Here is a 22730-nt window from a genome sequence, read left to right as displayed (position 1 = left end):
ACAGCAAAGCGGCTTCACGCCAGCCTTTGCGCAAGTCAGTTTTCATCCCGCACCATGGAGTGACCCAGGCGCAATGAGCGATGTGATCCTTGAAACCCAGAGCCTGACCAAAGAGTTCAAAGGCTTTACCGCCGTCAGCAATGTCAACCTTGCGGTGCGCCGGGGCTCTATCCATGCGCTCATCGGTCCCAACGGGGCGGGCAAGACGACTTGCTTCAATTTGCTCACCAAGTTTCTGGTGCCCACCTCCGGGGTGATCCGCTTCAACGGGCGCGACATCACGGCAGAGGCCCCTGCGCAAATTGCGCGCCGAGGGGTGATTCGCTCCTTTCAGATTTCGGCGGTTTTCCCTCACCTCACGCTGCTGGAGAACGTGCGCCTGGGCCTGCAGCGCAAGCTGGGCACGTCGTTCCACTTTTGGCGCAGCGAGCGCAGCCTGCAGCAGCTGGACGAGCGCGCCATGCAACTGCTGACCGAGGTAGGCCTGGATGACCTGGCCGACGAGGTGACCGTGAACCTGCCCTATGGCCGCAAGCGCGCTTTGGAGATCGCCACCACGCTGTCGATGGAGCCCGAGCTCATGCTGCTGGACGAGCCCACACAAGGCATGGGGCACGAGGATGTGGACCGGGTGACGCAGCTCATCAAAAAGGTCTCGGCCGGGCGCACCATCTTGATGGTGGAACACAACATGAAGGTGGTCTCCACCATTGCCGACTGCATCACGGTGTTGCAGCGTGGCGCTGTGTTGGCAGAGGGGCCGTATGCCGAGGTCTCCAGCAACCCGCAGGTGATGGAGGCCTATATGGGCACGACAGATGGCCAACTCCAAGGGGCGCATTGAATGAAGAAGCTCCCCCTGAGTCGCTTCGCGCCTTCCCCCTCTCTCGACCCGCTGCGCGAGTCGGGAGGGGAACGCCCCCAGTGCGGCGGGGCGGCCCTTGCACGGGGGCACTGGCTTTGTGCGCGCCGGTTTCTACAGGCAGCGTGGAACGCAATGGACCACTGAGATGGCTAATCCTTCAAACAACAACGGCGTGCCTGCGCTGGAAATCAAGAACCTCGAAGCTTGGTACGGTGAGTCGCATGTGCTCCACGGCGTGGACATCGTCGTGCAGCCTGGCGAAGTGGTCACGCTGCTGGGCCGCAATGGCGCAGGGCGCACCACCACCATGCGCGCCATCATGGGTCTCACGGGGGCCCGCAAGGGCTCGGTCAAGATCAATGGGGTGGAGACCGTGGGCATGCCCACCCACCGCATTGCCCACCTGGGCGTGGGCTATTGCCCGGAAGAGCGGGGCATTTTCTCCAGCCTGTCGTGCGAGGAAAACCTGCTGCTGCCGCCCGCTTTGAAGACCGGCACACCGGGCATGTCGGTGCCCGAGATTTACGCCATGTTCCCCAACCTGGCAGAGCGGCGCAACAGCCAGGGCACGCGCCTGTCGGGTGGCGAGCAGCAGATGCTGGCCGTGGCCCGCATTCTGCGCACGGGCGCCAATTTGCTGTTGCTCGATGAAATCTCGGAGGGCCTGGCCCCTGTCATCGTGCAGGCCCTGGCCCGCATGATCACCACGCTGCGCCAAAAGGGCTACACGGTGGTGATGGTGGAACAGAACTTCCGCTTTGCAGCACCGCTGGCAGACCGCTTTTATGTCATGGAGCATGGGCGCATCGTGGAGCAGTTCGGGGCCGACCAGCTGCAGGCCAAGATGCCCGTGCTCAACGAGTTGCTTGGGGTTTGAATCCCCCTGCCGCCGCTTTTTGCAGAGTCAACGATCTCGTGACACCGTACCCCTCTATACCCACAGGAGACAAACCATGAAGAAGAGCAAACTGGCTACCGCACTGGCTTTGGTATTGGGCGCTGCAGGGCTGGCTGCCCCAGCGGCACAGGCGCAGGAGACGGTGAAGATCGGCTTCATCACCGACATGTCCAGCCTGTATGCCGACGTAGAAGGCAAGAACGGAGCGCTGGCCATTCAGATGGCTATCGATGATTTTGGTGGCAAGGTGCTGGGCATGCCCATTGAGCTGATGAGTGCCGACCACCAGAACAAGGCCGACATTGCTGCATCCAAGGCCCGCGAGTGGATTGACACCCAGGGGCTCACGATGGTGTTTGGAGGCACCAACTCGGGCACGGCTTTGGCGATTGCCAAGGTGGCCGCAGAGAAAAAGCGCGTGTACATCAACAACGGCGCCGCCAGCTCGGCATTGACCAACGACCAGTGCACGCCCTATACCGTGCACTATGCGTATGACACTGTGGCCCTGGCCAAAGGCACGGGCTCTGCCATTGTGGATGGTGGTGGCAAGAGCTGGTACTTCTTGACGGCCGACTACGCCTTTGGTCATGCACTGGAGGCAGACACCAGCACTGTGGTGAAGGCCAAGGGCGGCTCGGTGGTGGGGGCTGTGCGCCACCCTCTCAATGCGTCTGATTTCTCTTCGTTCCTGCTGCAGGCGCAAAACTCCAAGGCGCAGATTCTGGGCCTGGCCAACGCCGGGGGCGACACCATCAATTCCATCAAGGCGGCCAAGGAGTTTGGCATTGGCAAGACCATGAAGCTGGCGGGCTTGCTGATCTTCATCAGCGACGTGCACAGCCTGGGTTTGCGCAACACCGAGGGCCTGCAGTTCACCACCAGCTGGTACTGGGATTTGAACGAGGAAACACGCAAGTTCTCGGCCCGCTTTTTTGAGAAAACCAAGCGCATGCCCACTGAAATCCAGGCGGCCGATTACTCGGCCACCATGAATTACCTCAAGGCCGTGGAAGCCGCCAAGAGTGCGGATGCCGACAAGGTGATGACCACCTGGCGGGGCATGAAGATGAACGACTTCTTTGGCTCTGGCCAATTGCGTGCCGATGGCCGCTATGTGCACGACATGTACCTGATGGAGGTGAAGAAGCCATCTGAGTCGACCAAGCCTTGGGATTACTACAAGCTCATCAAAAAGCTGCCGGGTGATGCCGTGTTCACCACCAAGGCCGAGAGCAAGTGCGCTTTGTGGAAGTGATGGCGTCCGTCTGGATGCCCCGCTGTTTCACGCACTGAATCCCACCCTCTTTCACCGGCGCTGCCTCCCATGGAAATTTTCGGTGTCTCCTTGCCAGGCCTGCTCAGCCAGCTCCTTCTGGGGCTGGTCAACGGGTCGTTCTATGCCATCTTGAGTCTGGGCCTGGCGGTCATCTTCGGGTTGCTCAACGTCATCAACTTTGCGCATGGTGCGCTGTTCATGATGGGGGCCTTGGCGACCTGGATGGCCATGAACTACCTGGGCATCGGCTATTGGTGGATGCTGGTGTTGGCGCCGTTGGTGGTGGGGGTGTTTGGTGTGGTGATTGAGCGGCTGTTGCTGCGCTGGATCTACAAGTTGGACCACCTGTATGGGCTGCTGTTGACCCTGGGCCTCACGCTGTTGATTGAGGGGGTGTTCCGCTCGATCTACGGTGTGTCTGGCCTGGGTTACGACACGCCGGAGCTGCTGGAGGGGGCCACCAACCTGGGCTTCATGATCATGCCCAACTACCGAGCCTGGGTGGTGGTGGCGTCGATCGTGGTGTGCCTTGCAACCTGGTATGTGATTGAAAAGACCAAGCTGGGAGCCTACCTGCGGGCAGGCACCGAGAACCCGCGTCTGGTCGAGGCCTTTGGCGTGAATGTGCCGGTCATGATCACCCTGACCTATGCGTTTGGTGCAGCCCTGGCCGCGTTTGCCGGTGTGCTGGCTGCGCCGGTTTACCAGGTCACCCCGCTCATGGGGCAAAACCTCATCATCGTGGTGTTTGCCGTGGTGGTGATCGGCGGCATGGGATCGATCATGGGCTCGATCCTGACGGGGCTGGGCTTGGGTGTGATTGAGGGCTTTACCAAAGTGTTCTACCCCGAGGCGTCATCCACGGTGGTGTTTGTCATCATGGTGATTGTTTTGCTGATCCGCCCTGCCGGTTTGTTCGGCAAAGAGAAATAAGGGGCCGGTCCATGAACTCGAAAAGAATCGCCAAATTGGGGTACGGTCTGCTGTTGCTGGCTTTGTTGGCGGCGCCGTTTGCAGGCGCTTACCCTGTGTTTGTGATGAAGCTCATGTGCTTCGCTCTGTTCGCCTGCGCCTTCAATTTGTTGCTGGGCTACACCGGGTTGCTGTCGTTTGGGCATGCGGCCTTTTTTGGCGGCGCTGCCTACGTGGCTGGGCATGCCGTCAAAGCCTGGGGCATGACACCTGAGGTGGGCTTGCTGTTTGGCACCGCCAGTGGTGGTTTGCTGGGGTTGCTGTTTGGCTGGCTCGCCATTCGCCGCCAGGGCATCTATTTTTCGATGATCACGCTGGCCCTGGCGCAGATGCTGTTCTTTGCTTGCCTGCAGGCGCCATTCACTGGCGGCGAGGACGGCTTGCAGGGCGTGCCCCGTGGCAAGCTGCTGGGGTTGATTGACCTGCAAAGCGATCTGGCCATGTACTACGTCACGCTGGTCATCGTGGTGGCCGCGTTTTGCCTTATCGTGCGCACCGTCCATTCGCCGTTTGGGCAGGTGCTCAAGGGCATCAAGGAAAACGAGCCTCGGGCCATATCGCTGGGCTATGACACCCACCGCTACAAGCTGCTGGCATTTGTGCTGTCTGCGGCCCTGGCCGGTTTGGCGGGGTCGCTGAAAACGCTGGTGCTGGGTTTTGCGACCTTGTCAGACGTGCACTGGACGGCCTCTGGCCAGGTCATCTTGATGAACCTAGTGGGGGGGCTGGGCACTCTGTCTGGTCCGCTGGTCGGTTCGGCGGTGGTGGTGTTGCTCGAAAACAAGATTGGCGAGCTGGGCAATTTGCTGGCGGCACTCACAAGTGTGGAATGGTTCAAGACCCTGGGTGAGTCGGTCACCATGGTCACAGGGCTTATTTTTGTGGTGTGCGTGCTGGCGTTCCGCCGGGGCATCATGGGCGAGATCATTGCCCTGCAAGCGCGTTGGCGCAAAGGTACCTAGAGCGCGGCCTGACCGGGGTGGCTTGCTTGCCCTTACTCGCGCTCTGTGCGCGCCACGACCACTCCGGTGATGTGCGCTACGCCACAGGCTCTCAGCGCGCTGGCGGCGGCATCCAATGTGGCGCCGGTGGTCATCACATCGTCCAGCAAGATCACATGGCGGCCCTGCAACGCGGCTGCGCAGCGGGGTTCCACCATGAAGGCGTTGCGCAGATTGCGCAGCCGCTGTGCCCGCGTCAGTCCGCTTTGGGCGGGGGTGTCGTGCAGGCGCAGCATGGCCTGGGTGTTTGTTTTGGTGGGGGTCAGCTTCTGGGCTATCAGTGCAGCCTGGTTGAAGCCACGCTCTTTCAACCGATGGTCAGACAACGGGATGGGGATGACCCAGTCTGCGGCTTCCAGCGCAGGTTCTATCCACGGCGTGCTGCGCAACAGCGTGGCCAGTGGCTTGGCCCAGCCAGGATCGTTGTGGAACTTGAAGGCTTTGATGGCCTGCGCCCAAGGGTATGCGTAAGGCACAGCCGCAAGGCAGGTGTCGATGGCGGGTGGCTCTTTCAGGCAGGCCCCGCAAATTGGCACTCCACCGGGCACCACCAAGGCGCAGCGTGTGCAGCGGTGGCTGGGCTGTGCAAACCGCGCCACGCACGCGTTGCACACCCGCTGTGCGGGCCAGGCATGGCACACGGCGCATTGGCTGGGCACGCGCTGTGCCAGTTGGGTGATGGGCCTCAAGAGGCCTGACAAGCGCCTGAAAAGCATGGAATCAATATACTCGCCTGCCGTTTGACCCAGGTACTGAGCCCCATGCCCACAGAGCGCCCTCCCACCATAGACCCCGTTGCGGCAGCGCGTTGGCACGCCAGTGCGCCCGCCCAGTCGCCCTGGCTGCATGAAGAGGTGGCCCGGCGCATGGAAGACCGCTTGCAGTGGATTCGGCAGGCGCCGCAGGCGTGGTGCCACTGGGACGCCGTGCGTGGGGGGCTGCAGGGGCATGCGCTCGTCAGCGCGCGCTATCCCAAGGCCGACTGCGTGGTGGCAGAGACCTCGTTGACAAGCCAGGGGGCAGCAATCCAAGCCCTGGACAAGCCTTGGTGGAGCCCCACCCGCTGGACGGGCGGCGGCACGCGTGTGGAGATGCCAGGCGACGGTAGCGTGCAGATGCTTTGGGCCAACATGGCACTGCACATGGCGGCTGATCCCCAGGCGCTCATCGCCCAATGGCACCGCGCTTTGACTGTGGATGGCTATTTGATGTTCTCTTGCCTGGGGCCGGACACGGCGCAGGAGTTGCGCGCTGTGTATGCTGATCTGGGCTGGCCCCCGGCGGGCCACGCGTTTACTGATATGCACGACTGGGGTGACATGCTGGTGCAGGCGGGCTTTGCCGAGCCCGTGATGGACATGGAGCGAATCACCCTGACCTTTGCGACCCCCGAGCGCCTGCTGCAAGAGTTGCGTGAACTGGGCTGCAATTTACACCCAGAGCGTTTTGGAGCGCTGCGCGGCAAGCGCTGGCGTCAGCAATTGCTCCAGGCCTTGTCAGATCGATTGGGTGATGCCGGTGATGGAGCGGGCAAGCCGCTCTCGCTGACCTTTGAAATCATCTACGGCCATGCCTTCAAACCCGCGCCGCGCGTGCGTGTGAGCCCCAGCAGCTCGGTCTCTTTGAGTGACATGCGTGCCATGTTGCGTAACGGCCCAGTTAATGAGTAACTCGTAACGCCGTGTCAATGATTTAGAACAAGGCAAGCTACAATTCTTGCCAGTTGGGATGTGAAATTTCGGGCATTTTCCCGCGCAACTTTGTCTGGCGTGCTCTGCAGGAGCGAGCAGAAGTCGCAGGCAATTTTTGTGAGTATTTCCGGTGGCTGGCTTGGTTCTGCGTTTTGCCACGGTGTCCGATCAGGACATCGCCTGGTGTCTCGTCCGGCATGGCTCGGTCAGCCCGGTGTCGCTCGGTTGGGTGCCTTTGTCACTGTGTTGTGTGTTGCTCGGTGTCGCCGCGGGCTTCTGGTTCCTCGGTGCTTACCCGATGTCGACCTTCATATCCCTGGAAATTGCTGTTGTCGGAATTGCATTTGCCATGTACGTTCGTCACGCGACGGATGGCGAAAAGATTTCACTGCAAGGGTCTCGCCTTGTGGTGGAGAGGGAGACAGCGGGCAGGCGTGAGCGGGCTGAATTTGACCGACGCTGGGTTCGAGTAGAGCCCAAGACCGGTGACAGATCGCTCATCACCTTGTCTGCACGAGGCAGGTCGGTCGAGGTGGGGCGTTTTGTGCGCCCGGAGCTTCGTGCCGCTCTGGCGTCTGAGATCCGCATGGCCTTGCGGGCCGCCTGACCCCACGCAGGCGCTGCGGGGATTGGTTAATTTGAGGCATAGAAGTAAATGAGAACTATGAAGAGCATTCCCAACAAGCTGGCTTCTCTGCTGCTGATGGCCGGTGCATGGGTGGGCAGCGCCGCCCACGCCGTTCAAGACCTGCCCGGTGGGCCCGCCGTCAATCAGTTGAACCTGGCCCCGCCAGTCACCAAAATTGCCGAAGAGCAGCATTTCTTGCACTGGATGATGCTCATCATCTGCACGGTGATCTTCATCGCCGTTTTCTCCGTGATGTTCTATTCCATCTGGAAGCATCGCAAGTCCAAAGGCGCCAAGTCTGCCAATTTCCATGAGTCGGTGACGGTGGAAATTGTGTGGACGATTGTTCCGTTCATCATCGTGATCCTGATGGCTTTGCCCGCCACCAAGGTGCTGGTCGCGCAAAAGGACACCACCAATGCCGACCTGACGATCAAGGCCACTGGCTACCAGTGGAAGTGGGGCTATGACTACATCACGGGCGAAGGTGAAGGCTTGGCCTTTATCTCCACGCTCGACAGCAGCCACCGTGTCATGTCCGACAGTGGCAACGTGTCTCAGGCACCTGCGGACTACCTGCTCAAAGTGGACAACCCGATGGTGGTGCCCGTGGGCAAGAAGGTCCGCATCATCACCACCGCCAACGATGTGATCCATGCCTTCATGGTGCCCGCCTTCGGTATCAAGCAAGACGCCATCCCCGGCTTTGTCCGCGACACATGGTTTCGGGCAGAGAAAGTGGGCGACTACTACGGACAGTGTGCTGAGTTGTGCGGCAAGGAGCACGCCTACATGCCCATCCATGTGAAGGTGCTGTCTGCGGAAGATTATTCGGGCTGGGTGGCGGAGCAAAAGAAAAAGGCTGCCGCCAAGCTGGACGATCCCACCAAGGTGTGGGCGCTGGCAGACATTCTCAAGCGGGGCGAAAAGGTGTATGCCGCCAACTGCGCTGCTTGCCACCAGGCCAATGGCAAGGGCGCTGGCCCTATCAAGCCGCTGGACGGCTCGGCCATCGTGCTGGATGCCGACCATGCCAAGCAGATTCAGGTGCTGCTCAACGGCGCAGCCAACGGTGCCATGCCCTCGTGGAAGCAATTGAGCGATACCGACATTGCGGCAGTGGTGAGCTACACCAAGAACAACTGGTCCAACAAAACCGGCCAGCTGGTGCAGCCTGCAGAAATCGTGGCCCAGCGTGGCAAGTAATCATCGCCCTATTGCATTGAGGAATTCACTATGAGCGCAGTTCTCGACAACCATGGGCGTGCTGGCGATCACGCACACGATGGCCATGACCACCATTCACCCTCAGGCTGGCGCCGCTGGGTGTTCGCCACCAACCACAAAGACATTGGCACGCTGTACCTGCTGTTCTCTTTCACCATGTTGATGGTGGGGGGCATCCTGGCACTGCTGATTCGCGCTGAGCTGTTCCAACCCGGCCTGCAGCTGGTGAACCCCGAGCTGTTCAACCAGCTCACCACCATGCACGGCCTGATCATGGTGTTCGGCGCCATCATGCCGGCCTTCGTGGGCTTTGCGAACTGGATGATTCCGCTGCAGATCGGCGCCTCCGACATGGCGTTCGCCCGCATGAATAACTTCAGCTTCTGGCTGATGATCCCTGCCGCGCTGATGCTGGTGAGCTCGTTCTTCATGCCCGGCGGCGCACCTGCTGCGGGCTGGACGCTGTATGCACCGCTCACTTTGCAGATGGGCCCCTCCATGGACGCTGGCATCTTCGCGATGCATATCCTGGGCGCCTCGTCCATCATGGGCTCGATCAACATCATCGTGACCATCCTGAACATGCGCGCCCCTGGCATGACGCTGATGAAGATGCCCATGTTTGCGTGGACTTGGCTCATCACCGCTTACCTGCTGATCGCCGTGATGCCCGTTCTGGCCGGTGCCATCACCATGACGCTGACCGACCGCCACTTTGGCACCAGCTTCTTCAACCCCGCCGGTGGTGGTGACCCGGTGATGTACCAGCACATCTTCTGGTTCTTCGGTCACCCCGAGGTGTACATCATGATCTTGCCGGCTTTCGGCATCATCAGCCAGATCGTGCCTGCCTTTGCACGCAAGAAGCTGTTCGGCTATGCCTCCATGGTGTATGCCACCTCGTCCATCGCCATCCTGTCGTTCATTGTGTGGGCCCACCACATGTTCACGACCGGCATGCCTGTGACGGGCCAGCTGTTCTTCATGTACGCCACGATGCTGATCTCCGTGCCCACGGCCGTGAAGATCTTCAACTGGATCGCAACCATGTGGCGCGGCTCCATGACGTTCGAAACCCCGATGCTGTTTGCTGTGGGCTTCATCTTTGTGTTCACCATGGGTGGCTTCACCGGCCTGATTTTGGCCATGGCGCCGATCGACATCCAGCTGCAAGACACGTACTACGTGGTGGCCCACTTCCACTATGTGCTGGTGGCCGGGTCGTTGTTCTCCATGTTTGCGGCGTACTACTACTGGGCCCCCAAATGGACGGGCGTGATGTACAGCGAAACCCGTGGACAGATTCACTTCTGGGGTTCGCTCATCACCTTCAACGTCACCTTCTTCCCCATGCACTTCCTGGGCTTGGCAGGCATGCCCCGTCGCTACGCTGACTACCCCATGCAGTTTGCCGACTTCAACGCGATCGCATCGGTCGGCGCGTTGGGCTTTGGTCTGATGCAGGTGTACTTCTTCCTGTTTGTGGTTGTGCCTGCCATGCGCGGCAAGGGTGCCAAGGCTCCGCAAAAGCCTTGGGAGGGGGCTGAGGGCCTGGAGTGGGAAGTGCCGTCGCCAGCGCCGTTCCATACCTATGAAACTCCTCCCAAGCTGGATGCGACGGCAACGCGCGTCATTGGCTGAGGAGCGTCGTCATGACCCCCGAGCAAAAGAAAAGCAACTTGCGGATGGCGCTGGTCCTGGCGTCTGTAGCAGCCACTTTCTTTGTGGGCTTCATGGTCAAAGTCGTGCTGCTGTCACGCTGAGCCGATTGCCATGAGCCTGCACCGCGAAAACGCCAAGATGGTCGGCAAGCTGCTGGTGATTGCAGCGGGCATGTTTGCCTTTGGCTACGCGCTGATACCCATCTACAAGCACATTTGCGAGATGACGGGCATCAACATTCTGTCGCTGTCAGAGCGGCAGGTGCCCGGCAACGGATCTGCGGGCAAAGATGCCAAACTGCCCGCCAATACCCAGGTGGACAAGAGCCGCACCATCACGGTCGAGTTCGATGCCAACGCACGCGGGCCTTGGGACTTCAAGCCCGCGCAGCGCTCAGTGAAAGTGCATCCCGGTGAATTGACCACGGTGATGTACGAGTTTCAGAACGTGCAGAACCGGCGCATGGCCGCGCAGGCCATCCCCAGCTATGCCCCTCGCCAGGCTGCAGCGCACTTCACCAAGCTGGAGTGCTTTTGCTTCAACCAGTACACCCTGGAGCCCGGCGAAAAGAAGGAATGGCCGGTGGCGTTTGTGATTGACCCACGCCTGTCCAAAGATGTGTCCACCATCACGCTGTCCTACACCTTTTTTGAGGTGGGCGGTAAGACACCTGCGGCACCCCAGTCTGCAGCTGCAGCCGTGGCCGGGCAGGAAGGGGCTGGCTCATGAGCGCAGCCAAGCCTTCTTCCCCCAAGGTAACGCCGGTACAGCGCAAAGGATCGTTCTTGCGCACGGTGCGTGCCGTGGCTTGGTCTTTGATCGGTCTGCGCAAAGGTTCTGAGTACGCGCAGGATGTAGAGAAGCTCAACCCCATCCACATCATCGTGGTGGGATTGGTGGCCGTTTTTTCGCTGGTGCTGGCGCTCATTGCGCTGGTGAACTGGATTGTGTGACGCAGTGGGCTCGCCCCCCGAGACAGATAACAACGATTTAGAGAGTCAGGAGCTGAAATGAGTGCATCAACACACGGCACAACACCGTACTACTACGTGCCTGCAGAGTCTCGTCACCCTGTGATGGCCGCTGCTGGGCTGTTTTTTGTGATCTTGGGCGCAGGCCAATGGATCAATGGCCATGACTGGGGCAAGTACTCCCTGGCGCTGGGCATGGTGTGGTGGCTTTTTGTCTTGTACCAGTGGTTCCGCGATGCAGCCCGCGAAAGCGAAGGCGGTCTCTACGGTCACAAGATCGACCTGTCTTACCGCTGGAGCATGAGCTGGTTCATCTTCTCTGAAGTGATGTTCTTTGGCGCCTTCTTCACGGCGCTGTGGTGGGCGCGTTCGCACTCGGTGCCCGCGTTGGGCAGTCTCGACAACGCACTGCTCTGGCCCGACTTCAAGGCGGTGTGGCCCAGCCTAGCGGCAGGGGTGACCGCGTCGCCCGCTGGCATTGTCGAGCCCTTCCAGACCGTCGGCCCATTCTGGCTGCCCACCATCAACACCGCGTTGCTGTTGACCTCGGGCGTCACGCTGACCATTGCCCACCACGCACTGCGTGAGAACCAGCGTGGCAAAACCATTGCCTTCATGTGGGCCACCGTGCTGCTGGGCATCGTCTTCCTGATCGTGCAGGGCTACGAGTATTACCACCTCTACACTGACCTGAACCTCAAACTCTCGTCTGGCGTGTTTGGCTCCACCTTCTTCATGCTGACGGGCTTTCACGGTTTTCACGTGTTTGTGGGTATGTTGATGCTGCTGTTCATTACCCTGCGCCTGCAAAAAGGCCACTTCACGGCCGAGAAGCACTTCGGCTTTGAAGGTGCTGCTTGGTACTGGCACTTTGTGGACGTGGTCTGGCTGGGCCTGTACGTGCTGGTGTACTGGATGTAAATCTGGCTGGCCCAATGAAAAAAGCGCCGCAAGGCGCTTTTTTCATTGGGCAGTGCGGTGTTGCCTCGGGGCGGCCCGAGGGGCACTTAACGGGTGGCTGGCAACCCAGTGGGTTGGATGTAGCCCAATTGCCAGGCCACCAAAATGCAGACAAACAGCACAATGGACAGACCCACTCGCACCGCCAGTGCGCGGGCCATGCGCTTGCCTTTGGCGGCATCGCTTTGGCCATTGCGCATCATGAAGAACAGCGCCGAGCCCAGGCTGGCCACAATGCCGATAAACGCCAACACGACAAGATATTTCATGGAGCCCATTATCCCGTGACACCCCGTCCGCGTGCACAGCGTGTGCTTTTTGTTCTCATTACCCTGGCCGCCTTGGTGGGCATGGGGGTCACTGCGTCGCTAGGGCGCTGGCAGTTGGGGCGGGCGGCCGAGAAGGTCGCCTACCAGGCCACCTTGGAGGCCCGTGCCGCCATGCCCGCGCTGGACGGCCAGGCCTTGCGTGACAAGCTGGGGAGGGCGGGGCGATGGCTGCAGACGCAGAGGCATTGCTGCACCGCGCGGTGACGCTGCAAGGCCGGTGGCTGCCTGAGCACACGGTGTACCTGGACAACCGCCAGATGCAAGGCCGCCCAGGCTTTTATGTGGTGACGCCGTTGTTGTTGCCCGATGAAAAAACCGTGGTGCTGGTGCAGCGTGGCTGGGGGGCTCGCAATTTCCAAGACCGCACCCAGGTGCCCAGGGTAGACACCCCAACAGGGCCGGTGCAAGTGCAGGGCCGTGTGGCGGCCTTGCCTTCGCGCTTGTACGAATTCGTTGCGGGGGATAGCGCACAGGGGTCTTCCCGCATCCGGCAAAATCTCGACTTGGCGGCCATGGGTGCAGAGATGCAGCGGCCCATTCTCACGCTCTCGGTGGTTCAGTTGGGGGATCCCAGTGAAGGCCTGTTGCGCGACTGGCCTGTGGTCTCGTCGGGCGTCGATAAACACTATGGTTACGCATTTCAATGGTTTGGGCTTTGCAGCCTGATTGCACTCCTTTATGTCTGGTTCCAAATCGTCCGACGCTTCTTTCGCCCACGCCGCCAGCGTGCCCCCAGCGGTGGCGGCTGAGCACCCTTTGGGTCTGACCATACACACGCTGCCCGAAGCGGGCGGGGCCATGGATGCTGCGCAGCGCACCCGCCATGGGCGCTGGAAGATGCTGGCGGTCATGCTCATTTGCGCGGCTCCGGTCATTGCGTCTTACTTCACCTACTACGTCATCCGGCCCGAGGGGCGCAAGAACTATGGCGAGCTGATCGAACCTCAGCGCCCCATGCCCGCATTGCCCACGACGGCGCTGGATGGCAGTCCAGGCACGCTGCCAGACCTCAAGGGCCAGTGGCTGCTGGTGAGTGTGGCGGGCAGCCAATGCGATGCAGACTGCCAAAAGCACCTGTACCTGCAGCGCCAGTTGCGGGAGAGCGTGGGCCGCGAAAAGGACCGGGTGGACTGGGTGTGGCTGGTCACTGATGGGCAGACACCACCCGCAGCGCTGGCCCCGGCCCTCCAGCAGGCGCAGGTGCGCCGTGTGGACGGCGCTGCGCTCGCCCAGTGGCTGGCGCCCGCGCCCGGGCATGCACTGCCCGACCACATCTACGTGGTGGACCCTCAGGGTCATTGGATGATGCGTTTCCCGGCCCCCATGGATGTCGCAGGCGCCGCCAAGGCCAAAAAAGACCTGGAGCGCTTGCTGCGTGCATCGGCCTCCTGGGACGAGCCCGGCCGCCCCGGAAAGCCCTGACATGGATGCCCAACCGCTGTACGACCTGGCTCCGCTGACAAGGCTCATGCTGCTGGGCTTGTTGATTGCCCTGGGGCCCCTGGCCTGGGTGCGCTGGCGTAACCGTGGGGCATCGCCCATGCGCCGCCTGCAAGCTTTGACGGTGCTCACCCTGTTCTTGACCTTTGACCTGGTGCTGTTTGGTGCCTTCACCCGCCTCACCGATTCGGGCCTGGGTTGCCCCGACTGGCCTGGCTGCTACGGCAGCGCCAGCCCGGTGGGGGCCCAAGCAGAAATCACCGCAGCCCAAGATGCCATGCCCACTGGCCCAGTCACCCACCGCAAGGCCTGGGTCGAGATGATCCACCGCTACCTGGCCACCGGGGTGGGCGTGCTGATCATTGCCATGACGGCTTCTGCCTGGGTGCAGCACCGCGCTTGGCAACGCGCCAAGGCATCCACGGCCCATGCGGGGCCCGCGCCGGGGGGCAGCCCATGGTGGCCTACCTTCACTTTGCTGTGGGTGTGCCTGCAAGGGGCTTTTGGTGCGCTCACCGTCACCATGAAGCTGTTTCCGGCCATCGTCACCTTGCACCTCATCGGTGGCTTGGTGCTGTTGGCCTTGCTGTGCGTGCAGGCCGTGCAGCACACGCGTGCGGCGCAGGGCGTGGCGCGCGTGGGCTTGCCGGGGCCGCTGCGCGCTGCGTTGTGGGCCACGGCCGCACTGGTGTCTGCACAGGTGGTGTTGGGCGGCTGGGTCAGCACCAACTACGCTGTGCTGGCCTGCACCACCTTCCCCACCTGCCAGGGCAGTTGGTGGCCAGCCATGGATTTTGCACAGGGCTTTGAGGTGTGGCGCGAGTTGGGCCTGCTCAAAGACGGCTCCCACATCAGTTTTGCGGGGCTCACGGCCATCCACTACGTGCACCGCCTGATGGCCTACCTGGTGCTGGCAGCTTTGGTGTGGCTGGCCTGGCGGCTGCGCCGCGTTGCTGCGCTGCGTGCACAGGCGCAGTGGCTGGCTGGGCTGGCTGGGCTGCAGCTTGCCACGGGCCTGTCTAACGTGGTGCTGGGGTGGCCGCTGGTGGCTGCCGTGTTGCACACTGGCGGCGCTGCGGCGCTGGTGGTGGTTTTGACCTGGGCCCTTGCCGCCAGCCGTGCTGCAGTGGGCCAGCCTGAGATGTCTGCGCCATTGCGCGCGCCGAGAGTGATTGCATGAGTGTTGCTGCCGTTTCCCCCCCTTCGCGATTCGCGCAGTTTTACGCGCTGACCAAGCCGCGCGTGGTGCAGTTGATTGTGTTTTGCGCCCTGATCGGCATGGTGCTGGCGGTGCCCGGCCTGCCCAGTGCAGCGCAATTGGGCACCATGGCGCTGGCCTGTGTGGGCATCTGGCTGGTGGCCGGGGCCGCTGCAGCGTTCAATTGCATCGTGGAGCAGGGCATTGATGCCAAGATGAAGCGCACCGCCTGGCGCCCCACCGCCAAGGGCGAGCTGTCCAACCAGCAAACCCTGCTGTTCTCTGCGGTGTTGTGCGCTGCTGGCTCGGTGCTGCTGTATGTGTGGATCAACCCGCTGACCATGTGGCTCACCTTTGCCACCTTTGTGGGCTATGCCGTGATCTACACCGTCATCCTCAAGCCGCTGACGCCCCAAAACATCGTGATTGGAGGCGCATCGGGCGCCATGCCGCCGGTGCTGGGCTGGTCGTCTCTCACAGGGGATGTGGGGCCCGAGGCCTTGATCCTGTTCCTCATCATCTTCTTGTGGACGCCCCCGCACTTCTGGGCGCTGGCCTTGTACCGGGTGGAGGACTATCGCAAGTCTGGCCTGCCCATGCTGCCCGTCACCCATGGCAATGAGTTCACGCGGCTGCAGGTGTTTCTGTACACGCTGATCCTGTTTGCAGGCTGCCTCATGCCGTTTGTGTACGGCATGAGCTCGTGGATTTACCTGGCCTTTGCCGTGGTGCTGAGTGCCGGGTTCTGTGGCTACGGCTTTGCGCTGTGGCGCAACTACTCAGATGCCTTGGCCCGCAAGACCTTCCGCTTCTCCCTGATTCACCTGAGCGTGCTGTTTGCCGCGCTGCTGGTAGACCATTACGTGATGTGACCCCATGCAAAAACGAAATGCTATAAAAATAATAGCTGCTAGCGCTTTATTGGTAAGCGCTACGGCACTTTTTTCTGCTTGTGCTGAGAAGAAGGCCGAGTTCAAGGGGGTAGATATCACCGGCGCCGAGTACGCCCGTGACCTGCCCCTGACCGACCACAACGGCCAGCCGCGCCACCTCAAAGACTTTGCTGGCAAGGTGGTGGTGGTGTTTTTCGGGTTCACCCAGTGCCCGGACGTTTGCCCCACTTCCATGCAGGAGCTGGCCGAGGTCAAGCGCACGCTGGGTGCGGATGGTGAGCGCCTGCAAGGCATCTTCGTGACCGTAGACCCCGAGCGTGACACCGCCGAAGTGCTCAAGGCCTACATGGCCAACTTTGACCCCACCTTCCTGGCGCTGCGCGGCAATGCGCAAGAGCTGGCCGCTGTGGCCAAGGACTTCAAGATCTACTACAAGAAGGTGGATGGCAAGACGCCCACCAGCTACACCATGGACCACTCGGCCGGCAGCTACGTGTACGACACTGCAGGCCGCCTGCGCGTGTACCACCGCTACGGCAGCGGCGCCGCGGCCCTGGCGGCGGATGTGGCCACCTTGCTCAAAGAGTCAAAGTAGGGCGAAAGCAGGTTGGCACAGCGTTGGTAGCGGGGTCTGCCTATCGGCATGGCCCACCGGACTACCGGGCTCAATCTGCCTTGATGCCCCGCTGGGCAATGATCTGCCCCAGGGTGGCCGTATCCGCCTTGATGCGATTGGCCAGGCCCTCAGGGGACGTGCCAGCCACTTGCCAGCCTTGCTGGAACAGCTTGGCCCGCACATCCGGGGTGCGTGCAATCTCTGCCAGTACGGTGGCCAGCCGCACCTGCAGGTGCTTGGGCATGGTGGCAGGGGTGGCAAAAGCATTCCAAATTTCCAGCTCAAAGCCCTGGATGCCCGCCTCACTCAGGCTGGGTACATCGGGCGCTAGCGCGCTGCGGCCTGCCGATGTCACCCCAATCGCCCGCAGCTTGCCTGCCTTGACTTGCGCCTGCGCCAGCGCCGGGGGCAGCAGCGCCATCTGCAGTTGCCCGCCCAGCATGGCGGTGGCCACCTGTGGGTAGCCTGCATAGGGCACATGCACCGGGTTGATGCCGCTGCGCGCTTTCAGCAGCTCTGTGCCAATGTGGCCCACTGTGCCCACGCCCGGCGTGCCGTAGCTCCATTTGTCGCCTGCGCTGCGTGCAGCGGCCATGAACTCGCGGGCGTCGGCGGTGGCCGACACCCCGGGCTGGCTCAGCGGGGCCGTCAGCACCAGGGGCGATGTGCCCACCAGCGTCAGCGGTGCCAAGTCCTTTTGCGGGTCATAGGGCACAGCGGCATTGATCAGCTTGGCAATCGTCATGTTGCCGTTGATCATCAAGCCAATCGTATGGTCATCCCGTGCCTTGGCCACCGCATCGGCCCCAATGTTGCCGCCTGCGCCCACCTTGTTTTCCACCAGCACCGGCTGCCCCAATGCCTTGGACAAAGGCTCAGAAAAAGTGCGAGCCGTCAGGTCGGGCGAAGAGCCCGGTGGGAAGCCAACCACAATTTTCAGCGGTTTGGTAGGCCAGGGGGCCTGGGCTGCAACGGCTGGGGCTTTTTGGGCCAGAGCACAAGACGAAGCCAATGCCGTCAACGCCAGGACAACGGCACTGCGGCGAGAGAACACGGGATGCATGGGGCTCCTTCCAAGGTGTATGAATGTGCGGCACACGGCAAAGCGCCTTTGCACCGCACAAAGAAAAGCCCGCCAAATCTGTTGACTAGCTTGCGAAGCCACCACGCAGGGGCATCGCAATCAGCATCAACAGGTTCCTGGCGGGCCCTGTGTGGGGTCTATCGGCAAGGCTCCCAAATGGTAGTGCCGCTGCATGCCCGCTGTACCCCACTCGCACCTTGCTTCAATGGCTTAGGCGGGTTCCGTCAAAGCCTTCTTCATTTTCTTCATCGCAGCCACTTCAATTTGCCGGATGCGTTCAGCACTCACGCCGTAAACCGCCGCCAGCTCGTGCAGCGTCATGCCGCCAGAGCCATCGTCGTTCACCTTCAGCCAGCGCTCTTCCACAATACGGCGGCTGCGCTCGTCCAGGCTGGCCAGCGCATTGGCAATACCGTCAGACGCCAGCACATCGCGTTGGCGCGACTCAATCATGGCCGTGGGCTCGTGCGATGCATCGGCCAAGTAAGCAATCGGGCCAAAGGCTTGCTCGCTGTCGTCCGAAGGGGTGGGGTCCAGCAGCACATCGCCACCCGACATGCGCGTTTCCATCTCAATGACCTCTTCGCGCTTCACGTTCAGCTGTGCTGCCACTACATCGATTTCGTGGTCAGACAGCGTGTCGCGGTGCGTGGCAGCATCAGCTGCGCTGGCATCGGCCTTGAAGCCCTGTTTCATCGAGCGCAGATTGAAAAACAGCTTGCGCTGGGCCTTGGTGGTCGCCACCTTGACCATGCGCCAGTTTTTCAGAATGTATTCATGGATCTCGGCCTTGATCCAGTGCATGGCGTAGCTCACCAGCCGAACGCCCTGGTCAGGGTCAAAACGCTTGACGGCCTTCATCAGGCCGACATTGCCTTCCTGGATCAGATCGCCATGGGGCAACCCGTACCCCAGGTACTGGCGTGAAATGGAAACCACCAAGCGCAGGTGCGACATCACCAAGCGGCCCGCAGCGTCCACATCGTTGTTTTCTTTGAGTTGGCGGGCGTAAGTCTGCTCTTCTTCCTGCGTCAGCAGGGGCAGGCGGTTGACCGCCGAAATGTAGGCGTCCAAGTTGCCCAGGGCCGGGACTAGCGCCCAGGGGCTGGTGGGTGTCACAGCAGTGATTGCGGTTCCAGATGAAAGTGTCATGCCGGGAATCCTTTCCTCAATAGCATCATGTTAGCACTCTCATAGATAGAGTGCTAAGGCCAAAGTTCCCACCCGCAGTTGGCATATGGGATTGCGGCGAAGGCGGTGGCTGCATTGGCGAGTGTCGATTCTCGGGGAGTTTTGTATTTTTCTCACTGAGTTTTGTATTTTTTGGTTTGCAAAAAATCTCGTAAGTTATTGATTTGTATATTTTTTATGGATTTCTAGGGCGTTGTTGCTAGCGAATTTGCTTAAATTTTGGGCAATTTTTCAGCAATCCTCGTATGCCCCGCCTGAAATGACATGCATGTCAAACCCCTTGGTTCAAGGCATCCAAACGGCTTCCCATGAGCGCGTTTTTCCCGCTTCTCAAGGGCGCTGAAAATGCGCACCTCCGCTTGTGGCGTGCCTGAGCGATATCGCCACAGCATTTTGTAATTGGGTACTGGCTTTTGGATGTGTTGATGGCTGCTTCAGGCTGTCACCTGTCATTGTTGTTTGCGATCTGACCGGCAACGATTGCTGCAAGCAGTCATACGGAGGGCGCTTGCTTGATTGACTGCTTAACCTTCGACACCGGTCGTTCGAGCCATGCAACCAGGGCAGAGTCAGCGTGAGCGACCGGTCTTGGCATTAATGGCTTTCCGCTCCCAACCCTGAGCTGTCGCTGGTGAGTTCGAATGTCATGCCGAGAAGCAACCGGGAGAGCGTGGCACGCCCCCAGATCAACTTTCCGCCCGAGGCATCATTGCGCCCACTCTGTGAGCGTCTGTCCATCCCAGCCTGACGGCCACCCCGCCAGCCCGCCCTATGGCGGGTTTATCTCGTCGGTGTCTTAGTACCGCCGGATTGCTTTGTCCAGGCGATTGAGCATGGCGCAGTGGGTCTCGCCCTCAGGCAGCATCAGCTTGGCCAGGGCGTTGTGCCCGTCCGAGGCCGTGGCTGCGCAGTCGATGCCGGTGATCTGTCCGATGGTGTTGTCGCCAGCATCGACATACTCCACGAATCGCGCATGAGTTACATGCACACGACCGCCGCTCGCGTCGACTATGACCCTGCGCCCCAGCACGAACGCCGCCAGCTGCTGGCGGCCGTCGGGGAGAGGGACGTCGGTCGTGCTTGCCGGCTGCTTGAAGCGCACATATCTGAATCGGGCGCAGCAATCGTCAGAGCCCCGGCGCGGCATGACGCGCTGTAGTACCGAGGCAGTCGTGTGGCGGAACGCCCTTCAAAAAATCGACGCCTTGTAGGCTACCAATCCGATCAGCGTCATGGTTGCCCCATGGCCTCCGCAACCGCAACCCTCTCCAACGACACCCGCAACGACATCCTCGCTTCGATCCAGTCCCGAAATAGGACCGCCGGGCTCGCGGCATTCCTCAACGTGCCAAGGGCACCGCAAGGGCACCCGCGAAGCGCGGCGATTCGGCTTCGTCGAGCATGGCTGCGGCGACAGTGGCCCTGCTGACTCCGGCAGGGAAGAGTCGGCGGGGCGCAACATCGGGTGCCACGGTGCGCCGTGAGGTGGCCACTGACCCCTCACCAAGCGGCCCCGCATGGAAGACGGTGCCGCCCGCGCGCAGCACCGTCGTGTCGGCCTCGACCTTGTCCGGCACTTCTTTGCCCAACACCAGGGCCAGCAGCATGCGGACGGCCCAGCCACCTTGGCTTGCCGTCTGCCCGGTGCCGAACGCACCCAGCCAGATAACGCGGGCCGGTCTGGCGGCCACCACCGCGCGTGCCCCTGCGGTGAGCACGCCAGGCCGCCCGCCCTTGCCGATGCCCAATGCGGACAGCAAGGTGACATCGGCGCCCAGCGCCTGGCGTAGCGACGATGGGTCGTAGACATCGACGCGCACAAGCCGCAATCGGGGGTGCGGATCGAACCCGCTGCGGGCGGGGTCGCGCACCAGCGCGCTGACCTCATGGCCACGCGCCAACGCCTGTTGCACAAGTTCTCGGCCCGTGCCGCCGCTGGCACCCAGGATGGCGAGCTTCATGCAGCCTCCTGGCTCGGGATGGAGCGCAGCACGGCAGTGGCTGCCGCGTGCAGCGCTGGCGCAGCCATCAGGATGTCGGTTGCGCCGGGCTGCCAAGGCGAGCCATCGATGCGGCTCACCGTGCCGCCCGCCTCCTGGACAAACAGCACGCCCGCCGCCACGCCCGGCAGCACGCAGGCGTACTGCCAGAAGACGTCGTTCTGGCCGCTGGCGACATGCAGCATCGGGAAGGTCGATGGCACCGACGTGCGCACCAGCAAGGCGTGGCCGAGCATGGCGGTGACCGACCCACCGATCGGCCCGTAGGTGGCGGTTTGTCCCGCCTCGGCCTGGCCTGTGCTGACGATGGCGTCTGCCAGTTGCGTCTTCGCGCTGACACGCACGGCCTGGCCGTTGCGGTGCGCGCCCTTGCCGCTCACTGCAGTCCACATCATGCCCTCTAGCGGGTGGTGGAACACGGCGAGCACAGGTTGGCGATCGCGTACCAGTGTGATGCTCACGCCCCAGTCGCCCAGGCCATGGACGTGGTTGACGTTGCCCTCCACGGCATCCACCACCCACCACTCGCCATCGGGCAGGGGCATGGCTTCGAGTTCGCCGTCCAGCCAGTTGGCACCGGGGCGCAGTGCGCTGAGCGCATCGCGCAAGCCCTTGGCCACCAGTGCCTCGTTGTGGGCCAGTGCCGCCATCAGGGCGTTGCGGTCATGCGGTCGGGCATCGGGCGAGAAGTGGGCCAGCAACTGCTGCCCGGCGCGTTCGGCGGCGGCGGTCATGCCAGCGAGCAAGGCATCGGCGGTGGGCTCGGCGAGGGGGTAGAGGGCTTGGGTCATGTGGTGTGTCTTGCGGGTGGTCGGAGGCATCTCGATGTGCCCATGCCGCCACGATAGGCAAGTGATCACATGACGTCCAGTGCAATATCGGCAATGAATACGTTACCCTGATGCAATGGATATGAACCTGCTCACCGCCCTCGATGCCCTGCTCGAGCACAACAGCGTGGCCATGGCTGCGGAGCGTCTGCACCTGACGCCGCCTGCGGTGAGCCGCACCCTGTCGCGCATCCGCCATGTGACGGGCGACGACATCCTGGTGCGTGCTGGTCGCACCATGGTGCCGACGCCGTACGCCCAGGCCATCCGCGCGCAGGTGCATGCCCTGGTGCAGGAGGCTTCGACCTTGTTGAAGCCCGCCGGTGCGCTCGACTTCACCACGCTTGACCGGGTGTTCACGCTGCGCGGGCACGATGCGCTGCTGGCCGCACTGGCGCCAACGCTGATCGCCAGCGTGGGCGAGGCGGCACCTGCCTTGCGCATCCGCTTCCTGGGCGAAGACGCGTCAGGGCGCCAGGAAGGGCTGCGAACAGAGGTGGACCTGGAGCTGGGCGCGTCGGTGCCGACCCAGCCGGAGATCACGCACCAGGTGCTGGGTGAGGACCATCTCGTCCTGGCGCTGCGACGCCAACACCCCCTGGCCCGGGCCCGGCTGTCGCCTGCGAAGCTGGCTGCCCTGCCGTACGTGGTCGTGTCGCGTCGTGGGCGGCTGCGTGATCGCGTGGACGAGGCCTTGGCCGACCTGGGCCTTTCGCGGCGTGTGGTGGCGTCGCTGCCCACCTCGGCGGCGGCGCTGGAGGTGGTCGCGCGCTCGGATGCCGTCACGGTGGTGGCCCAGAGGCTGTGCGCCGGGCTGTGCGAGGCGCTCGACATCGTGCAGCGACCACTGCCCATGCCGGTGGCGCCTGCACCGGTCGTGCTGTCCTGGCACCGCCGGTTCGACAGCGACGCTGCGCACCGTTGGCTGCGGGCCCGCGTGGCCGACACGCTTCAGGCCGCACTCGTTCAGTGAATCAGTGAAGGCCCGCACCTGG

The 22730-nt window shown here is 62.0% G+C and carries 25 protein-coding genes and 1 pseudogene; 19 read left to right on the top strand and 7 right to left on the bottom strand.

What is annotated here, in order from left to right; translation table 11 throughout:
• The first annotated feature begins 73 nt into the window (after positions 1 to 73).
• The 5 genes from EAG14_RS16210 (at position 74) to EAG14_RS16190 (ending at position 4976) form a co-directional block, all read left to right on the top strand.
• Positions 74 to 844: an ABC transporter ATP-binding protein gene (locus EAG14_RS16210; protein ID WP_099740283.1), complete on the top strand. Its 771-nt coding sequence runs from the start codon at positions 74 to 76 to the stop codon at positions 842 to 844.
• 166 nt (positions 845 to 1010) lie between these two features.
• Positions 1011 to 1742 (top strand): ABC transporter ATP-binding protein, encoded by a 732-nt coding sequence (locus EAG14_RS16205; protein WP_121729497.1) that lies wholly within the window; start codon positions 1011 to 1013, stop codon positions 1740 to 1742.
• Between the two features lie 76 nt (positions 1743 to 1818).
• Complete coding sequence (locus tag EAG14_RS16200) at positions 1819 to 3021, top strand: ABC transporter substrate-binding protein (RefSeq protein ID WP_121729496.1); 1203 nt, start codon at positions 1819 to 1821, stop codon at positions 3019 to 3021.
• A gap of 69 nt (positions 3022 to 3090) precedes the next feature.
• A complete protein-coding gene (locus tag EAG14_RS16195) occupies positions 3091 to 3975 on the top strand; it encodes a branched-chain amino acid ABC transporter permease (protein ID WP_099658227.1) in 885 nt (294 codons plus the stop codon).
• Positions 3976 to 3986: 11 nt separating this feature from the next.
• The gene (locus EAG14_RS16190) at positions 3987 to 4976 is read left to right on the top strand and encodes a branched-chain amino acid ABC transporter permease (RefSeq protein ID WP_121729495.1); all 990 of its coding nucleotides are present in this window, start codon (positions 3987 to 3989) and stop codon (positions 4974 to 4976) included.
• 32 nt (positions 4977 to 5008) lie between these two features.
• Here the strand turns inward: EAG14_RS16190 and EAG14_RS16185 are convergent, their stop codons facing one another.
• The gene (locus EAG14_RS16185; RefSeq protein WP_121729494.1) at positions 5009 to 5731 is read right to left on the bottom strand and encodes a ComF family protein; all 723 of its coding nucleotides are present in this window, start codon (positions 5729 to 5731) and stop codon (positions 5009 to 5011) included.
• Between the two features lie 45 nt (positions 5732 to 5776).
• Here EAG14_RS16185 and EAG14_RS16180 point away from each other — a divergent pair, with 45 nt between their 5' ends.
• The 8 genes from EAG14_RS16180 to EAG14_RS16150 all read left to right on the top strand — a co-directional run bounded on the left by EAG14_RS16180 (position 5777) and on the right by EAG14_RS16150 (position 12115).
• Positions 5777 to 6685, top strand: a complete 909-nt coding sequence (locus tag EAG14_RS16180; protein ID WP_121729493.1) for a biotin synthase — start codon at positions 5777 to 5779, stop codon at positions 6683 to 6685.
• Positions 6686 to 6836: 151 nt separating this feature from the next.
• Positions 6837 to 7313: a DUF2244 domain-containing protein gene (locus EAG14_RS16175; RefSeq protein WP_121729492.1), complete on the top strand. Its 477-nt coding sequence runs from the start codon at positions 6837 to 6839 to the stop codon at positions 7311 to 7313.
• 57 nt (positions 7314 to 7370) lie between these two features.
• Positions 7371 to 8540, top strand: a complete 1170-nt coding sequence (gene coxB / locus EAG14_RS16170; RefSeq protein ID WP_099658232.1) for a cytochrome c oxidase subunit II — start codon at positions 7371 to 7373, stop codon at positions 8538 to 8540.
• 30 nt (positions 8541 to 8570) lie between these two features.
• The gene (gene ctaD / locus EAG14_RS16165) at positions 8571 to 10202 is read left to right on the top strand and encodes a cytochrome c oxidase subunit I (RefSeq protein ID WP_121729491.1); all 1632 of its coding nucleotides are present in this window, start codon (positions 8571 to 8573) and stop codon (positions 10200 to 10202) included.
• An 11-nt stretch (positions 10203 to 10213) separates the two neighbouring features.
• On the top strand, positions 10214 to 10324 hold the full coding sequence (locus EAG14_RS23410; RefSeq protein ID WP_233194722.1) for a cytochrome oxidase small assembly protein: 111 nt from the start codon (positions 10214 to 10216) through the stop codon (positions 10322 to 10324).
• A 10-nt stretch (positions 10325 to 10334) separates the two neighbouring features.
• Positions 10335 to 10952: a cytochrome c oxidase assembly protein gene (locus tag EAG14_RS16160; protein ID WP_099740292.1), complete on the top strand. Its 618-nt coding sequence runs from the start codon at positions 10335 to 10337 to the stop codon at positions 10950 to 10952.
• Positions 10949 to 11176, top strand: coding sequence for a DUF2970 domain-containing protein (locus tag EAG14_RS16155; RefSeq protein ID WP_099658235.1), 228 nt, complete (start codon positions 10949 to 10951; stop codon positions 11174 to 11176). The genes EAG14_RS16160 and EAG14_RS16155 overlap by 4 nt, the downstream gene beginning before the upstream one ends.
• A gap of 57 nt (positions 11177 to 11233) precedes the next feature.
• Positions 11234 to 12115 carry a cytochrome c oxidase subunit 3 gene (locus EAG14_RS16150; RefSeq protein ID WP_099658236.1) on the top strand — a complete coding sequence of 294 codons (882 nt, stop codon included), beginning with the start codon at positions 11234 to 11236 and terminating at the stop codon, positions 12113 to 12115.
• 86 nt (positions 12116 to 12201) lie between these two features.
• Here EAG14_RS16150 and EAG14_RS16145 read toward each other — a convergent pair whose 3' ends face one another.
• Positions 12202 to 12423, bottom strand: a complete 222-nt coding sequence (locus EAG14_RS16145) for a twin transmembrane helix small protein (RefSeq protein WP_099659049.1) — start codon at positions 12421 to 12423, stop codon at positions 12202 to 12204.
• A 15-nt stretch (positions 12424 to 12438) separates the two neighbouring features.
• Between EAG14_RS16145 and EAG14_RS16140 the strand changes: the two are divergent.
• The 5 genes and pseudogenes from EAG14_RS16140 to EAG14_RS16120 all read left to right on the top strand — a co-directional run bounded on the left by EAG14_RS16140 (position 12439) and on the right by EAG14_RS16120 (position 16609).
• A pseudogene (locus EAG14_RS16140) lies at positions 12439 to 13232 on the top strand (SURF1 family protein).
• Positions 13162 to 13905, top strand: a complete 744-nt coding sequence (locus EAG14_RS16135; protein WP_121729490.1) for a hypothetical protein — start codon at positions 13162 to 13164, stop codon at positions 13903 to 13905. The pseudogene EAG14_RS16140 and the gene EAG14_RS16135 overlap by 71 nt, the downstream one beginning before the upstream one ends.
• 1 nt (position 13906) lies before the next feature.
• Positions 13907 to 15103, top strand: coding sequence for a heme A synthase (locus EAG14_RS16130; RefSeq protein ID WP_121729489.1), 1197 nt, complete (start codon positions 13907 to 13909; stop codon positions 15101 to 15103).
• The gene (cyoE, locus tag EAG14_RS16125) at positions 15100 to 15993 is read left to right on the top strand and encodes a heme o synthase (RefSeq protein WP_099658239.1); all 894 of its coding nucleotides are present in this window, start codon (positions 15100 to 15102) and stop codon (positions 15991 to 15993) included. The genes EAG14_RS16130 and cyoE overlap by 4 nt, the downstream gene beginning before the upstream one ends.
• 4 nt (positions 15994 to 15997) lie before the next feature.
• Positions 15998 to 16609, top strand: a complete 612-nt coding sequence (locus tag EAG14_RS16120) for an SCO family protein (RefSeq protein WP_099658240.1) — start codon at positions 15998 to 16000, stop codon at positions 16607 to 16609.
• 70 nt (positions 16610 to 16679) lie between these two features.
• On the opposite strand, the gene EAG14_RS16115 is transcribed toward EAG14_RS16120, so the two are convergent.
• The 5 genes from EAG14_RS16115 to EAG14_RS16095 form a co-directional block, all read right to left on the bottom strand.
• Positions 16680 to 17693, bottom strand: a complete 1014-nt coding sequence (locus EAG14_RS16115) for a tripartite tricarboxylate transporter substrate binding protein (RefSeq protein WP_121729488.1) — start codon at positions 17691 to 17693, stop codon at positions 16680 to 16682.
• Positions 17694 to 17924: 231 nt separating this feature from the next.
• Positions 17925 to 18866, bottom strand: a complete 942-nt coding sequence (gene rpoH, locus EAG14_RS16110; RefSeq protein WP_099658242.1) for an RNA polymerase sigma factor RpoH — start codon at positions 18864 to 18866, stop codon at positions 17925 to 17927.
• Between the two features lie 835 nt (positions 18867 to 19701).
• Complete coding sequence (locus EAG14_RS22895; protein WP_158236358.1) at positions 19702 to 19869, bottom strand: hypothetical protein; 168 nt, start codon at positions 19867 to 19869, stop codon at positions 19702 to 19704.
• Positions 19870 to 20245: 376 nt separating this feature from the next.
• The gene (locus EAG14_RS16100; protein WP_121729487.1) at positions 20246 to 20866 is read right to left on the bottom strand and encodes an NAD(P)-dependent oxidoreductase; all 621 of its coding nucleotides are present in this window, start codon (positions 20864 to 20866) and stop codon (positions 20246 to 20248) included.
• Positions 20863 to 21696, bottom strand: a complete 834-nt coding sequence (locus EAG14_RS16095; RefSeq protein WP_121729486.1) for an inositol monophosphatase family protein — start codon at positions 21694 to 21696, stop codon at positions 20863 to 20865. The genes EAG14_RS16100 and EAG14_RS16095 overlap by 4 nt, the downstream gene beginning before the upstream one ends.
• A 121-nt stretch (positions 21697 to 21817) precedes the next feature.
• Between EAG14_RS16095 and EAG14_RS16090 the strand changes: the two genes are divergently transcribed.
• The gene (locus tag EAG14_RS16090) at positions 21818 to 22708 is read left to right on the top strand and encodes a LysR family transcriptional regulator (RefSeq protein WP_099743718.1); all 891 of its coding nucleotides are present in this window, start codon (positions 21818 to 21820) and stop codon (positions 22706 to 22708) included.
• Positions 22709 to 22730: the final 22 nt, after the last annotated feature.

The sequence above is a fragment of the Acidovorax sp. 1608163 genome, assembly GCF_003669015.1.
Taxonomy (GTDB): domain Bacteria; phylum Pseudomonadota; class Gammaproteobacteria; order Burkholderiales; family Burkholderiaceae_C; genus Acidovorax.
Note: the sequence above shows the minus strand (reverse complement) of the source record. Positions and strands in the feature narration are given on the sequence as shown.